This window comes from Pseudomonas sp. IB20 (assembly GCF_009707325.1).
Classification (GTDB): domain Bacteria; phylum Pseudomonadota; class Gammaproteobacteria; order Pseudomonadales; family Pseudomonadaceae; genus Aquipseudomonas.
On record NZ_CP046103.1, the window covers coordinates 339,052 to 353,929 of the forward strand.

Consider the following 14,878-nt stretch of genomic DNA (forward strand, 5'->3'; position numbering starts at 1 on the left):
CAGCGCTACCGGATCAGCAGCTGTAGTACAGCTCGTATTCCAGTGGGTGTACGAAGGTGCGTACTTTGATTTCTTCTTCGCTTTTCAGCTCGATGTAGGCATCGATGAAGTCGTCGCTGAATACGCCGCCTTTGGTCAGGAACGCACGGCCCTTGTCCAGCTCTTCCAGGGCTTCTTTCAGGCTGCCGCACACTTGTGGGATCTCTTTGGCCTCTTCAGGCGGCAGGTCGTACAAGTTTTTGTCGGCGGCGTCGCCTGGGTGGATCTTGTTCTGGATACCGTCCAGGCCAGCCATGACCAGGGCAGCGAAAGCCAGGTACGGGTTAGCTGCTGGGTCCGGGAAGCGCGCTTCGATACGGCGAGCGCGTGGGCTGGACACGTAAGGAATACGGATCGAGGCGGAACGGTTGCGAGCCGAGTAGGCCAGCATTACCGGCGCTTCGAAACCTGGGACCAGACGCTTGTAGGAGTTGGTCGACGGGTTGGTGAAGCCGTTCAGGGCCTTACCGTGCTTGATGATACCGCCGATGAAGTACAGGGCGGTGTCGGACAGGCCGGCATAACCTTCGCCAGCGAAGGTGTTCTTGCCATCTTTGGCGATGGACAGGTGAACGTGCATACCCGAACCGTTATCGCCATACAGCGGCTTAGGCATGAAGGTAGCGGTACGGCCGTAGGCATCAGCCACGTTGTGTACGCAGTACTTCAGGGTCTGAACTTCGTCAGCCTTGGCCACCAGGGTGTTGAACTTCACACCGATTTCGTTCTGGCCGGCAGTCGCCACTTCGTGGTGGTGAACTTCGATGACCAAGCCCATTTCTTCCATGGCGTTGCACATGGAGGTACGGATTTCGTGGTCGTGGTCGAATGGCGGAACTGGGAAGTAGCCACCTTTGATGCCTGGACGGTGGCCTTTGTTGCCGCCTTCGATGTCCTGGTCGGACATCCACGAACCTTGTTCAGAGAAGATCTTGAACATGGAGCCGGAGATGTCGGACTTGAACTTGACCGAATCAAAGATGAAGAATTCTGGCTCTGGGCCAACGAATACGGTGTCGCCGATACCGGTCGACTTCAGGTATTCCTCGGCACGCTTGGCGATCGCACGTGGGTCGCGGTCGTAGCCTTGCATGGTCGAAGGCTCGATCACGTCGCAGACGATGATCAGGGTTGGGTCTTCGGTGAACGGGTCGAGAACGGCAGTGCTGTCGTCCGGCATCAGGATCATGTCGGAAGCTTCGATGCCTTTCCAGCCAGCAATGGAGGAACCGTCGAACATTTTGCCTTCTTCGAAGAAAGCATCATCCAGCGCGTCGCGAGCCGGCATGGTCACGTGGTGCTGAGTACCTTTAGTGTCCGTGAAGCGCAGATCAATCCATTTAACGTCATGATCTTTGATGAGTTGAACCGACTTCGACATGGTGTCCTCCGGGTGGCTTCGGGCTGGGGTAGTGGAGTTAGCCCTTAGAATGTGGGTGATGCCGGCGCGAATACTCGACCAAGGCAACCTGCCTCACAAGAGAGCAAATTGCATGCCAGTGCGCCAACATGGCCTTTTTGCCTCAAAATGGCCCCTATAACGGTGCAATCCGCTGAAGCGGAATAATTAACGCACTGCAATGTAGCGTTAATTTGCGCAAATGACCCGTTTTGGTGCGCGGTATCGTCAATGCATATTAACTGGTTAAACCTTGAGCGATTTCCGCTATAATCCGCGCCCCCCTTTTTCAGCAGGCCCGGCGCGCGCTGTTTCCATGAAATTAATCGTTAAAGTGTTCCCCGAGATCACCATCAAAAGCCGACCGGTACGGATGCGTTTCATCCGTCAGTTGGCCAAGAACATCCGTGCCGTGCTCCGTTACTTGGACCCGGCTGTGGTGGTGAACGGCGTGTGGGACAACCTCGAGCTGGAAACCCGTGTCACCGACGCCAAAGCCTTGAAGGACATGACCGAGCGCCTGAGCTGCATGCCGGGCATCGCGCATTTCCTGCAGGTGGATGAGTACCCGCTGGGCGACTTCGACGACATCACCGAAAAGTGCAAACTGCATTTCGGCACAGAGTTAGAAGGCAAGATTTTTTCGGTGCGCTGCAAGCGCGCCGGCAAGCACACCTTCACCTCCATGGACGTCGAGAAATACGTCGGCAGCAAGCTGCGTCGCGAGTGCGGCGCCGCCGGAATTTCCCTGAAAGCGCCGCAAATTGAAGTGCGCATGGAAATTCGCGACCAACGGTTGTTTGTGATCCACAGCCAGCACAACAGCATTGGCGGCTACCCGTTGGGCGCCCTGGAACAGACCCTGGTACTGATGTCCGGCGGTTTCGATTCCACAGTGGCGGCCTACCAGATCATGCGCCGCGGCCTGATGAGCCACTTCTGCTTCTTTAATCTGGGCGGGCGTGCACACGAATTGGGCGTGATGGAAGTCGCGCACTTTATCTGGAAGAAGTACGGCAGCTCCCAGCGCGTGCTATTCGTAAGCGTACCGTTCGAGGAAGTGCTGGGCGAAATTCTCGGCAAAGTCGATAACAGTCATATGGGCGTAGTATTGAAGCGTATGATGTTGCGCGCTGCGTCCCGAATCGCCGATCAGTTGCAGATCGACGCGCTGGTGACCGGCGAAGCGATCTCCCAGGTTTCCAGCCAGACGCTGCCGAACCTGTCGCTGATTGACTGCGTGACCGAAAAGCTGGTGCTGCGCCCGCTGATTGCCAGTCACAAGCAGGACATCATCGACCTGGCCGAAGAAATCGGCACGGCGGATTTCGCCAAGCACATGCCTGAATATTGCGGGGTCATCTCGGTGAACCCCAAGACCCACGCCAAGCGCAACCGCGTGGAGTACGAAGAACAACAGTTCGATATGGCGATTCTGGAGCGTGCGCTCGAGAACGCCAAAATGGTCCCGATCGATCGCGTAATCGACGAACTGGGCCAAGACGTGCAAATCGAAGAAGTCAGCGAAGCCCTGGCCGGCCAGATTGTCGTCGACATCCGTCACCCGGATGCCGCGGAAGATGAGCCGCTGGAAATCACTGGCATCGACGTGCAAGCGCTGCCGTTCTACGCATTGAACGCGCGTTTCAAGGAACTGGATAACAGCCGTCAGTACCTGCTGTATTGCGACAAAGGCGTGATGAGTCGCCTGCATGCCCACCATTTGCTCAGTGAGGGGCATGCCAATGTGCGCGTTTATCGACCGAGCTAAGAGCCCGGGGCTGTTTGCCTGTGGCCTGCGTCACCGGCCCCCCGACTCTGCCGTCAAGCTGTAACGGCAAGGCCTGACTCTACTGTTAATCGCTGCCACGACCTGTCAGCACACCGAATCCTCTGATCGAGATACACAAGTGATCGAAAATCTACGTAACATCGCCATCATTGCTCACGTTGACCATGGTAAAACCACCCTGGTAGACAAACTCCTGCGTCAATCCGGCACCCTGGAGCGCAACGAGCTCAACGACGAGCGCGTGATGGACTCCAACGACCAGGAAAAAGAGCGCGGTATTACCATCCTGGCTAAAAACACCGCTATCAACTGGAACGGCTACCACATCAACATCGTGGACACCCCGGGCCACGCCGACTTCGGCGGTGAAGTTGAACGTGTAATGTCGATGGTTGACTCCGTTCTGCTGCTGGTTGATGCCCAAGACGGCCCTATGCCGCAAACCCGTTTCGTGACCAAGAAGGCTTTCGAAGCCGGCCTGCGTCCGATCGTGTGCATCAACAAGGTTGACCGTCCAGGCGCGCGTCCGGACTGGGTTCTGGACCAGATTTTCGACCTGTTCGACAACCTGGGTGCAACCGAAGAGCAGCTTGATTTCCAAGTGATCTACGCCTCTGCCCTGAACGGTATTGCCGGTCTGGAACACACCGCCATGGCGGAAGACATGACCCCGCTGTACCAGGCGATCGTTGACCACGTTCCACCGCCGAAGGTTGACCGTGAAGGCCCGTTCCAGATGCAAATCTCGGCACTGGACTACAACAGCTTCCTGGGTGTTATCGGCGTTGGCCGTATCGCTCGTGGTAGCGTCAAGCCGAACACTCCGGTTGTTGCTATCGGTGCCGACGGTAAGAAGCGTAACGGTCGTATCCTGAAACTGATGGGTCACCACGGTCTGCACCGTATCGACGTTGAAGAAGCTTTCGCAGGCGACATCGTGTGCGTCAGCGGTATGGACTCGCTGTTCATCTCCGACACCCTGTGCCAGCCGGACACTGTCGAGGCGATGAAGCCTCTGACCGTTGACGAGCCAACCGTTTCCATGACCTTCCAGGTAAACGACTCGCCTTTCTGCGGTAAAGAAGGCAAGTTCGTGACTTCCCGTAACATCAAGGAACGTCTGGACAAAGAGCTGCTGTACAACGTTGCACTGCGCGTTGAAGAAGGCGACTCGGCTGACAAGTTTAAGGTTTCCGGCCGTGGTGAGCTGCACCTCTCGGTACTGATTGAAACCATGCGTCGCGAAGGCTTCGAAATGGGCGTTGGTCGTCCGGAAGTGATCATCCGCCAGGTTGACGGCGTGAAGCAGGAACCGTTTGAAGACGTGACCATCGACACCCCGGAAGAATCCCAGGGCAAAGTCATGGAAGAGATGGGCCTGCGTCGCGGCGACCTGACCAACATGGTGCCGGATGGCAAAGGCCGTGTGCGTCTGGAATACAACATCCCTGCTCGTGGTCTGATCGGTTTCCGTAACCAGTTCCTGACCCTGACCAACGGTGCTGGCATCCTGACCTCGATCTTCGATCGCTACGACACCATGAAGTCCGGCGACATGTCCGGCCGTCAGAACGGTGTTCTGGTATCGGTAGAAACCGGCAAGGCGCTGACCTACTCCCTGGAAACTCTCCAGGCGCGTGGCAAGCTGTTCGTTGAACACGGTCAAGAGATCTACAACGGTCAGATCGTTGGTCTGAACAGCCGTGACAACGACATGGGCGTCAACCCAACCAAAGGCAAGAAGCTCGACAACATGCGTGCTTCGGGTAAAGACGAAACCATCGCTCTGGTTCCACCTGTTCGCTTCACCCTGGAACAGGCTCTGGAATTCATCCAGGACGACGAGCTGTGCGAAGTTACGCCTAAGTCGATCCGCCTGCGTAAGAAGATCCTGGACGAAGGCGAGCGTACCCGCGCTGCCAAGAAAGCCAAGAACTGAGTTAACTCAGGCTGAATGAAAAACGCCCCCGGTCGAAAGGCCGGGGGCGTTTTTTTATGCCTGATCGTTCCCACGCTCTGCGTGGGAATGTAGCTCTGGACGCTCCGCGTCCGCTCTTAAAGGCGGGACGTGGAGCGTCCCAAGAGGCGTTCCCACGCAGAGCGTGGGAACGATGATCAGAACTTATCGAGGGTCTTGAACTTAGTCTCGCGCACCACTTCCTTCGGCTTATACCGGTGGTGCTGCTCGGGGCCACCCCCGGCTCCTGGACGCTCCGCGTCCGCTCTTAAAGGCGGGACGTGGAGCGTCCCAAGAGGCGTTCCCACGCAGAGCGTGGGAACGATGATCAGAACTTATCGAGGGTCTTGAACTTAGTCTCGCGCACCACTTCCTTCGGCTTATACGCGCAATACCCAGGCCGCGGGCCGATTTTCGGGTGGTTGCGGCAGGTATCCGGGCGCTTGTCATAAATAGTGCAGAAGCGCGTCTTACGATCCAGGTACAGGCAATCGTTGTTGCTCATGCGCTGCAGGGTAAAAATTTCTGATTTGGAGTTGTAGCGCTCGACGATGCCTTCCTTCTGCAAACGCTTGGCGATGTTCTTCGGCGGGTCGCCGCGTTCGAACTCGTCAACGATGCCAATGCGGATCAGGTCCTTGATCTTCACCTCAACCGGCAGCGTGCAGCAGCTGGACACGCAGCCACCGCACATGTGGGCGGAATATTTCTGCCAGGTCTCGAGACGGTCGAGTTCCGCGGCGGCGATCAGTTGAGGCTTCATCAGGGTTCCAAGGTGGGGCTATATCCGGGCGCGCGATAATACCGGGATTGATGATTTTTTGAACAATATTTTGCGGTTTTCAGCCCGAAGGCTGCTCAAGCGCCGTTCGGGCACGACCCCTGCATCAATTTCCCGCAAAGGTGAATGAGTTAAAAAACTGCCGAACCAGCACGTCCGCCGTCTGTCAGACCGACTAGGCTCTAGCAACTCCTTCAATCTCGCCCGAGGTCGCACCGATGTCTCAGGAACCGCTTGCACGAGAAGCAGAGGTAGCCGCATTCCGCGATGCTGTCTTGACCAAACTCACCTACGCGGTGGGCAAAGACCCCGACCACGCCTTCGACCACGACTGGTTTGAAGCCATTGCCCTGGCCGCGCGCGACCAGATGGTCGACCATTGGATGGACCATACACGGCGTATTTACCGCAAAGGCCAGAAGCGGGTTTATTACCTCTCTCTCGAATTCCTGATCGGTCGTTTGCTCTACGACAGCCTGAGCAACCTTGGCGTGCTGGAGATCGCGCGCGAAGCACTCTCCGAACTGGGAGTCGACCTGGAGCGCATCCGCCTGCTGGAGCCCGACGCGGCGCTCGGCAACGGTGGCCTGGGCCGCTTGGCGGCATGCTTTATGGAAAGCATGTCGACCCTGGGCATTGCCGGCCACGGGTATGGCATTCGTTATGAGCACGGCCTGTTCCGCCAGGCGATTGTTGATGGCTGGCAGCAGGAACAGACCGAGCGCTGGCTGGACTTTGGTAACCCATGGGAATTCGAGCGGGCCGAAGTGATTTACCCGATCGGCTTTGGCGGCAGCGTCGAAACCCTGCCGGACGCCTCCGGCAAGCTGATCCAAGTGTGGACGCCCAGTGAAACCGTGCGCGCGGTTGCTTATGACACCCCAGTCGTTGGCTGGCGTGGCGCCAGCGTCAACACCCTGCGCCTGTGGCGTGCACGCGCCGTGGAAGACCTGCACCTGGAACGTTTCAACGCCGGTGACCACTTGGGCGCCGTCGCCGAAGTCGCCCGCGCCGAAAGCATCTCGCGAGTGCTTTACCCGGCCGACAGCACCGAAGCGGGGCAGGAACTGCGCCTGCGCCAGGAATACTTCTTCGTCGCCGCCTCCTTGCAAGACTTGCTGCGCCGCCACAAAAACATGCACGGCTCGGTATTGAGCCTGGGCGAGCACGCCGCCATCCAGCTCAACGACACTCACCCCTCGATTGCCGTGGCTGAGCTGATGCGCCAACTCGTCGACCTGCATGACATTCCGTGGGAAGCCGCGTGGGATGTGACGGTTGAAACCCTTTCCTACACCAACCACACCTTGCTACCCGAGGCATTGGAAACCTGGCCTGTGGGCCTGATGGAACGCATGCTGCCCCGGCACATGCAGATCATCTACCTGATCAACGCCCAGCACATCGACTCGCTGCGCGCCAAAGGCATTCACGACTTTGACGTGCTGCGCGCCGTGTCGCTGATCGAAGAAGACAACGGCCGCCGTGTGCGCATGGGCAACCTGGCGTTCCTGGGCTCCCACAGCGTCAACGGCGTGTCCGGCTTGCACACCCAGCTGATGCGCAGCACGGTATTCTCCGAGATGCACAAGCTGTACCCGGAGCGCATCAACAACAAAACCAACGGCATCACCTTCCGCCGCTGGCTGTACCAGGCCAACCCCAAGCTCACCGAGATGCTGGTGGAAGCGCTGGGCCCGGACATTCTCGACACCATGGAAACCCGCCTGACGGAGCTGGAAACCTTCGCCGAGAAGCAGTCTTTCCGCAAAGCCTTCGCCGATCAGCGCCTGCACAGCAAGCGCGCGCTGGCCGAGATCATCCACGAGCGCCTGGGCATCTCCGTCAACCCGGCGGCGATGTTCGACGTGCAGGTCAAACGCATCCACGAATACAAACGCCAGTTGCTCAACCTGCTGCACACCGTGGCGCTGTACCAGGCGATACGCGCCGAGCCGGGCACTGACTGGGTGCCACGGGTGAAGATCTTCGCGGGCAAGGCCGCCGCGAGTTATCACCAGGCCAAGTTGATCATCAAGTTGACCAACGACATCGCCCGCACCGTGAACAACGACCCCACCGTGCGCGGCTTGCTCAAGGTGGTGTTCCTGCCCAACTACAACGTCAGCCTGGCGGAAAGCATCATCCCGGCGGCAGATTTGTCGGAGCAGATCTCCACGGCGGGCTTCGAAGCCTCGGGCACCAGCAACATGAAGTTCGGCCTCAACGGCGCGCTGACCATCGGCACCATGGACGGCGCCAACGTGGAGATGCACGAGCGCGTGGGCGCTGATCACATGTTTATTTTCGGCCTCAGTGCGCAGCAGGTGGAAGCCCGCAAGCACGCCGGTGAATTCAACGCCGGGCCGGAAATTGCCGCCTCCCATCGCCTCAACGATGTGCTGCAAGCGATCCGGGGCGGGGTGTTCTCGCCGGATGATCCGGGCCGTTATGTGGGTTTGATCGATGGCCTGATCGACTACGACCGTTTCCTGGTGTGTGCCGACTTCGATTCCTACTGGGATGCCCAGGCACGGGTCGAGGCGCATTGGCATGACTCCAAGGCGTGGTGGCGTTCGGCGGTGCTCAATACGGCGCGGATGGGGTGGTTCAGCTCGGATCGCACGATCCGCGAATACGCCACCGAGATCTGGAAAGCCCTCGACTAAACACCGCTGATCCAAGTGTGGGGGCGGGCTTGCCCGCGATAGCGCAGTGTCAGTTTGCAAATATGCGACACGCTATCGCGGGCAAGCCCGCTCCCACATTAGTGCTGCGTCGATATACTAGCCCCCGGTTTGCCCGCCTCGGGCTGCTTAGGGATATCGACTATGCAATGGATCTTCATGCTGATTGGCCTGGTGCTCGGCTGGACACTCGATGAGTCGTTCACCGATGCCGGTTTCGGTGCGCTATTGGGCTTGGGCATTGGCCAGGCGATTCGCCTGTCGAGGCTGTCCGCCCAAGCGGACCAGCAAGCTCGTCAGTTGGAGACCACGCAGAAGGCGCTGATAGCGCTGGGTGAGCGCCTGCGGCAGCTGGAAGTGCCCGCGCCGACCAGCAGCGTGATTGTTGAAACCCCTCTCCCTGAACCCGTACCTGTGGTTGAAAAGCCCGAACTTGTTTGGGAACTGCCCGCCGAACTGGCACCTGTCGCCACAGTGGCCGAAACCAGCCAGCCGCTGCCGGATGACGTCTGGGCCCCAGCGCCGACGCCAACACCTAAAGAACCTGTCATTCCCCGTGGCCCCAACCTGATCGAGCGCGCCATCAGTGGCGCACGCACTTGGTTGTTTGGCGGTAACACCGTGCTGCGCGTTGGCGTGGTGCTGTTGTTTCTCGGCCTGGCATTTTTGCTGCGCTATGCCACCGAAGGTGTGGTGGTGCCGATCGAACTGCGTTACGCCGGCGTTGCCGCTGCCGCCATCGGCCTGCTGGGCCTGGGTTGGTGGTTACGGCTGCGCAACAGCAATTACGGCCTGATGCTGCAAGGCACCGGGATTGCCGTGTTGTACCTGACGGTGTTTGCCGCGATGCGCTTGCACCCATTGATCGACCCGAGCGCTGCGCTCGGCCTGTTGGTGGCGGTCACGGTGTTCTCGGCGATCCTGGCGATCACTCAGGACGCCCTTGGCCTTGCGTGCGCGGCAGCGCTGGGTGGGTTTGCCGCGCCGATTCTTACGTCCACCGGCGCCGGTAACCATGTGGCGCTGTTCAGCTATTTTGCGTTGCTCAACGCCGGCATCCTCGCCATCGCCTGGTTCAAGGCCTGGCGCTTGCTCAACCTGATCGGGTTTGTCGGCACCTTCGGCATCGGTTTCGCCTGGGGCCTGCGTTCGTACACACCGGAACTGCTGTGGAGCACCGAGCCGTTTCTGATCCTGTTTTTCCTGATGTACTTGGCCATCGGCCTGTTGTTCGCCCGACGTAAGTTGCAAGAGATGGGCGATGCCCCCGAAGACCGTCATGCGCTGCTGCGCTGGTCGGCGGCCAAGGGCGATTATGTCGATGGCAGCATGCTGTTCGGGCCGCCGCTGGTGGGCTTCGGCCTGCAGTTCGCGCTGGTGCAGCACCTGGAATTTGCCGCCGCGTTCAGTGCGCTGGGCCTAGGGCTTATCTACATGGGCCTGGCGCGGTTGCTGAGTAGTGGGCGCGCCTTGCTGCTGGCGGAAACCTGCCTGGCCCTGGGGGTGATCTTTGCCAGCCTGGCGATTCCGCTGGGCCTTGATGCGCGCTGGACGGCGGCGGCGTGGGCGGTGGAGGGCGCGGGGATCTTCTGGCTCGGCTTGCGCCAACAGCGGCCGCTGGCGCGGGCATTTGGCCTGTTGTTGCAGTTGGGTTCGGCGCTGGCGTTCCTCAGCGAACTGCGCGTAGGCGAACTGACCTTGCTCGACGGTGCACCGCTGGGCGCGCTGTTGCTGGGTGCGGCGCTGCTGTTCAGCTTCGATCAGTTGCGCAAGGCATCGACCGAACAGGCGGCGCACTGGGAGCGCAAAGGCCTGCCCGTGCTGGCGAGCTTGGGCCTGAGCTTTTTGTACCTGCTTGCACCGTTGCTGCTGCTGACCCAAGGCACCGCCGTCAGTTGGGCAATCGCGGGTCTTGTGACGCTGTTTGTCGGCCTGCGCATCGGCTCGCGCACCTTCCTGTTCACCGCCTTCGGCGTGCAACTGCTTGGCGGTGCGTTGTTCCTGTTGCGCTTGCAGGGCGGTGATGGGGCGGCGGTATTCAGCGCCGGGTGGACCGGCTTATTGACCGCCTCGCTGATCGGCCTGGCGTTGGTCGGCGGCATGCTGATGGCCGCGCGCGATGACCTGGTGCGTAGCGATGTGCGGCTGCTGCGCGGGCTGTCGGTGGTGCTGCTCGCCGGTTTGGTGCTGATCAACCTCGCAGTGCTGTTTGTGTTGCCATGGGAAAGCGCCAGCGGCGTATGGGCGGCCAGCGGTTTGCTGATTATCTGGCTGAGCCTGTACTTGCAGCAGCGCGTGAGTTTCGTGTTTGGGTTGCTGCTGCAACTGATCGGCGGCGCTTCGTTCCTGTTGGCGGTGCCGCAGTTGCTCGGGCCGTTGAGCAGCGAGGGCTTGCGCCCAATGGCGCACAGCGGTTTCTGGACGCCAATGGTGCTGGGCCTGGCCGCGATGGTGGGCGCCTGGCGCTTGCAGCGTGAACCGCATGCGCCGGTGTTTGCCGTGTTGAAGCTGCAACGCCTGTCCGACCTGCTGCTGGTGTGGGGCGCGGCCTGGTGGACGCTGGCGCTGATCGGGGAAGTGTTGCGGTTTATCCCGCAGGCGCTGCAGGGGCCATTTTTGCTCGGTATCGCGGCGATTAGCGTGGCGATCTGGGCAGTGCTGGCCGAACGTTTGCGCTGGGCATCGCTGGGCATGCTGTGCGCCTTGCTGATGCCGGCGGCGGGTGTGGTGTTGCTGGTGTCTGCCCATGACTACTACCACCCGGCGGCGCAGTACGGCTGGCTGGCTTGGTTGGCGGTGTTCGTTGTGCATTTCCTCTCGCTGCGCCGTTTGGCTGCGCGGGTGCCGGGCAACGTATTGAGCATCGCCCACGTGCTCGGCTGCTGGATGTTGATCGGCGTGCTGGCGCTGGAGCTGCGTTACGGCCTGCTGATGCTGTCGAGCGAATACAACGCCTGGCGCTGGTTGGGTTGGGCGATTCTGCCAAGCCTGTACCTGGTGCTGGCGGCTGCGCCTCGCAGTTGGCCGTGGCCGGTGTCGGCGTATCCGCGTGAATACCGCGTGCTGGCCGCGTTGCCGCTGGCGGTATTGATGCTCGGCTGGTTCTGGCTGGCGAATATTTTCAGCGACGGCACCGCTGAACCGCTGCCGTACGTGCCGCTGCTTAACCCGCTGGACCTGGGCCTGCTGTTCGCATTGCTGGGTATTTACCTGTGGTCGCGCAGTGTTGCGCCGCAGCGTGGGCCGCGTGCCGAGCTAGTCGCCCAAGGTGTCGCGGGGGCTTCGCTGTTTGCCTTCTTCACCGCCTTGGTGATGCGCACCGCCCACCACTGGGCGGGTGTGCCGTTCCAACTGGATGCGTTGCTGGCGTCCATGTTGGTACAGGCCGGCCTGTCGATTGTGTGGACCCTGATCGCCCTCGGCCTGATGATCGGCGGCCACCTGCGCCATCGTCGCGAAGTGTGGTTGATCGGCGCGGCGTTGATTGCAGTGGTGGTCGCCAAGCTGTTCTTTGTCGAGCTGAGTAACCGTGGCGGGCTGGCGCGGATTGTGTCGTTTATCGGCGTGGGCGGGCTGTTGCTGGTGGTGGGCTACTTTGCACCACTGCCGCCCAAGCGTGCCGAGCCTGTGTTGGAAACTGAAGGAGCATCCTCTTGATCGGTAAGTTGAGCGTAATCGCGGTGGGCTTGTGTACGACGTTGTCGGTATGGGCGCAGGAAACGCCCGCCGACTTCACCACGCAGGTGCCGTTGGCGGTGAGTGGCAACGGCCCTTGGTATCGCCTGGAGTTGCCGCTGTCTGTGCAATTGAGCGCGCGCCAGGCCGATCTGAGCGATGTGCGCGTGTTCAATGCCGCCGGTGAGCCTCAGGCGTATGCGTTGTCGCGCCAATCAGCGCAACGCACCGAAAGCCGCAATGTGGCCGATGTGAAGTGGTTCCCGCTGTACGCCGCCGACACCCGCGAAAGCGTGCCGGACGTGGTGATGAAATCCACTGCTGAAGGCACGCTGCTCGAGGTGCGCCCGTCCAAGGCCGGCAAGCAAGTACTGCGTGGCTGGGTGCTGGACGCCAGCGCGATCAAGGCGCCGTTGCAGCAACTGAGCCTGGACTGGAGCCGCGAACAGGACGGCTTCCAGCGTTGAAGCCAGTGACGACTTGCAGCACTGGGAATCCTGGGGCGATGGCCAGGTGGCGCGCCTGTCGTTTGCCGACGAGCGGGTCGAGCAGCATGACGTGAGCTTGCCGGGGCAATCGGCGCGTTACCTGCGCTTGGTGTGGCAAGGCCAGGTCGCGCCGACGCTGACCTCGGCCAAGCTTGTGAGCGCCACCAGCAGCAGTCTGCCGATGCCGTTGGTGTGGTCGCAGCCGTTGTCGGGTACGCGGCTCAAGGCCGGGGAATACAGCTGGCAGCTGCCGACGGGTCTGAATGTCGAGCGCTTGCGTATCGAGTTGAAGCAGCCGAACACGCTGGCGCCGGTCGCCTTGGCGGGGCGCCGTGAAGCCAAGCAAGCCTGGCAGCCGCTGAGCAATGGCTTGTTGTACCGCCTGGCCCAGAACGGCCAAGACGTCGTGCAGGACGAGTTGCAACTGCCGGGCATTGCCGTCGGCGAGCTCAAGTTGCAGGTGGATGAGCGCGGCGGTGGCTTGGGCGTTGAAGCGCCGGCCCTGCGTTTTGCCGTGCGCGCCACGCAGTTGGTGTTCCTGGCGCGGGGTGAGCCACCGTTCACCCTGGCGCTGGGCAATGGCTCGGTCAAGGCGGCGAACCTGCCGTTGTCGACCCTGATCCCCGACTACAGCGCCGAACGTCTCAAGACGTTAGGCCAGGCCAGCGTTGCGGGAGAGGTGGTGGTCAAAACCGCCGCCGTCGCCGCATCGCCCGAAGCAGGCACCGACTGGAAGAAACTCGGCCTGTGGGCCGTGCTCCTGTTGGGTGTGGCGGCGCTGGGGGCGATGGCCTACAGTTTGTTGCGCCAACCTGCGGCCAAACCGTGAACTCTATTGGAGTTAAATCCTCTGATTAGAGGAAATACGCCCCGACTCGCGTTAAACTGCGCGGGTTTTTAAGCCCCCCATTCTCCGGAGCCTTCCATGTCCCGCGTTACCCTGAGTCGCTATTTGATCGAGCAGACCCGCAGCAACAACACGCCTGCCGATCTGCGCTTCCTTATCGAAGTGGTGGCGCGTGCTTGCAAGGAAATCAGCCACGCCGTATCCAAAGGCGCACTGGGTGGTGTCCTGGGCAGCATGGACACTGAAAACGTTCAAGGCGAAGTGCAGAAGAAGCTCGACGTGATCTCCAACGAGATCCTGCTCGAAGCCAACGAATGGGGCGGTCACCTGGCCGGCATGGCGTCCGAAGAAATGGACAATGCCTACCAGATCCCGGGCAAGTACCCCAAGGGCGCCTACCTGCTGGTGTTCGACCCACTGGACGGTTCGTCCAACATCGACATCAACGCACCGGTCGGCACCATCTTCTCGGTATTGCGCTGCCCGAACGAGTACCTGAGCCAGAACGAAGCCTTGAACGAAAAGGCCTTCCTGCAGCCAGGCACTGAGCAGGTCGCTGCCGGTTACGCGATCTACGGCCCGCAGACCATGCTGGTGCTGACCTTGGGCGATGGCGTCAAAGGCTTCACCCTGGACCGCGAAATGGGCAGCTTTGTGCTGACCCACGAAGACATCACTATTCCTGCATCCACCCAGGAATTCGCGATCAACATGTCCAACCAGCGCCACTGGGAAGAGCCGGTAACCCGCTACGTCGGCGAGTTGATGGCCGGTGAGGAAGGCCCGTTGAAGAAAAACTTCAACATGCGTTGGGTCGCCGCGATGGTGGCTGACGTACACCGTATCCTGACCCGTGGTGGCTTGTTCATGTACCCACGCGACAGCCGCGAGCCGTCCAAGCCGGGCAAACTGCGCTTGATGTACGAAGCCAACCCGATGTCGTTCCTGGTTGAGCAAGCAGGCGGCGCGTCCACCGACGGCCACCAGCGTATCCTCGACATCCAACCCGAAGGCCTGCACCAGCGTGTGGCCGTGTTCCTAGGTTCGAAGGAAGAAGTTGAGCGCGTGACCGGCTACCACAAGAAGTAATCCGCGGCTAGCCCCGAAACGTTTCAGCGTTTTCGGGGCTTTTTTGTTTTTGCACATCGGGAACCAGACACCTCTTTTCCCTTCTAAGCTTCTGGCAGATACCCAAGCTGCTTCGTCCCTCCAG

At 60.4% G+C, this 14,878-nt stretch carries 7 protein-coding genes and 1 pseudogene; 6 read left to right on the plus strand and 2 right to left on the minus strand.

Annotated features, from left to right (window positions below; genetic code table 11):
- Window positions 1-13 precede the first annotated feature (13 nt).
- A complete protein-coding gene (gene glnA / locus GJU48_RS01575; protein ID WP_017138628.1) occupies window positions 14-1,420 on the minus strand; it encodes a glutamate--ammonia ligase in 1,407 nt (468 codons plus the stop codon).
- A 334-nt stretch (window positions 1,421-1,754) separates the two neighbouring features.
- Between glnA and thiI the strand changes: the two genes are divergently transcribed.
- Window positions 1,755-3,209, plus strand: coding sequence for a tRNA uracil 4-sulfurtransferase ThiI (gene thiI / locus GJU48_RS01580; RefSeq protein WP_094952188.1), 1,455 nt, complete (start codon window positions 1,755-1,757; stop codon window positions 3,207-3,209).
- Between the two features lie 139 nt (window positions 3,210-3,348).
- Window positions 3,349-5,169: a translational GTPase TypA gene (typA, locus tag GJU48_RS01585; RefSeq protein ID WP_094952189.1), complete on the plus strand. Its 1,821-nt coding sequence runs from the start codon at window positions 3,349-3,351 to the stop codon at window positions 5,167-5,169.
- Window positions 5,170-5,515: 346 nt separating this feature from the next.
- Here typA and GJU48_RS01590 read toward each other — a convergent pair whose 3' ends face one another.
- On the minus strand, window positions 5,516-5,950 hold the full coding sequence (locus GJU48_RS01590; RefSeq protein ID WP_003171132.1) for a YkgJ family cysteine cluster protein: 435 nt from the start codon (window positions 5,948-5,950) through the stop codon (window positions 5,516-5,518).
- A 236-nt stretch (window positions 5,951-6,186) separates the two neighbouring features.
- On the opposite strand from GJU48_RS01590, the gene GJU48_RS01595 reads away from it, so the two are divergent.
- The 4 genes and pseudogenes from GJU48_RS01595 (at window position 6,187) to GJU48_RS01610 (ending at window position 14,754) form a co-directional block, all read left to right on the plus strand.
- Window positions 6,187-8,637 carry a glycogen/starch/alpha-glucan phosphorylase gene (locus tag GJU48_RS01595; protein WP_094952190.1) on the plus strand — a complete coding sequence of 817 codons (2,451 nt, stop codon included), beginning with the start codon at window positions 6,187-6,189 and terminating at the stop codon, window positions 8,635-8,637.
- Between the two features lie 162 nt (window positions 8,638-8,799).
- Window positions 8,800-12,312 carry a DUF2339 domain-containing protein gene (locus GJU48_RS01600; protein WP_094949339.1) on the plus strand — a complete coding sequence of 1,171 codons (3,513 nt, stop codon included), beginning with the start codon at window positions 8,800-8,802 and terminating at the stop codon, window positions 12,310-12,312.
- Window positions 12,312-13,647, plus strand: a pseudogene (locus GJU48_RS01605) (DUF3999 domain-containing protein). The gene GJU48_RS01600 and the pseudogene GJU48_RS01605 overlap by 1 nt, the downstream one beginning before the upstream one ends.
- 96 nt (window positions 13,648-13,743) lie before the next feature.
- Window positions 13,744-14,754, plus strand: a complete 1,011-nt coding sequence (locus GJU48_RS01610) for a class 1 fructose-bisphosphatase (protein WP_094949338.1) — start codon at window positions 13,744-13,746, stop codon at window positions 14,752-14,754.
- The last annotated feature ends 124 nt before the right edge of the window (window positions 14,755-14,878 follow it).

Bases quoted from the DNA above. Each gene is read 5' to 3' on its own strand.
- glnA (WP_017138628.1), bottom strand. From the start codon at position 1,420: ATGTCGAAGTCGGTTCAACTCATCAAAGATCATGACGTTAAATGGATT.
- thiI (WP_094952188.1), top strand. From the start codon at position 1,755: ATGAAATTAATCGTTAAAGTGTTCCCCGAGATCACCATCAAAAGCCGA.
- GJU48_RS01590 (WP_003171132.1), bottom strand. From the start codon at position 5,950: ATGAAGCCTCAACTGATCGCCGCCGCGGAACTCGACCGTCTCGAGACC.
- GJU48_RS01595 (WP_094952190.1), top strand. From the start codon at position 6,187: ATGTCTCAGGAACCGCTTGCACGAGAAGCAGAGGTAGCCGCATTCCGC.
- GJU48_RS01600 (WP_094949339.1), top strand. From the start codon at position 8,800: ATGCAATGGATCTTCATGCTGATTGGCCTGGTGCTCGGCTGGACACTC.
- GJU48_RS01610 (WP_094949338.1), top strand. From the start codon at position 13,744: ATGTCCCGCGTTACCCTGAGTCGCTATTTGATCGAGCAGACCCGCAGC.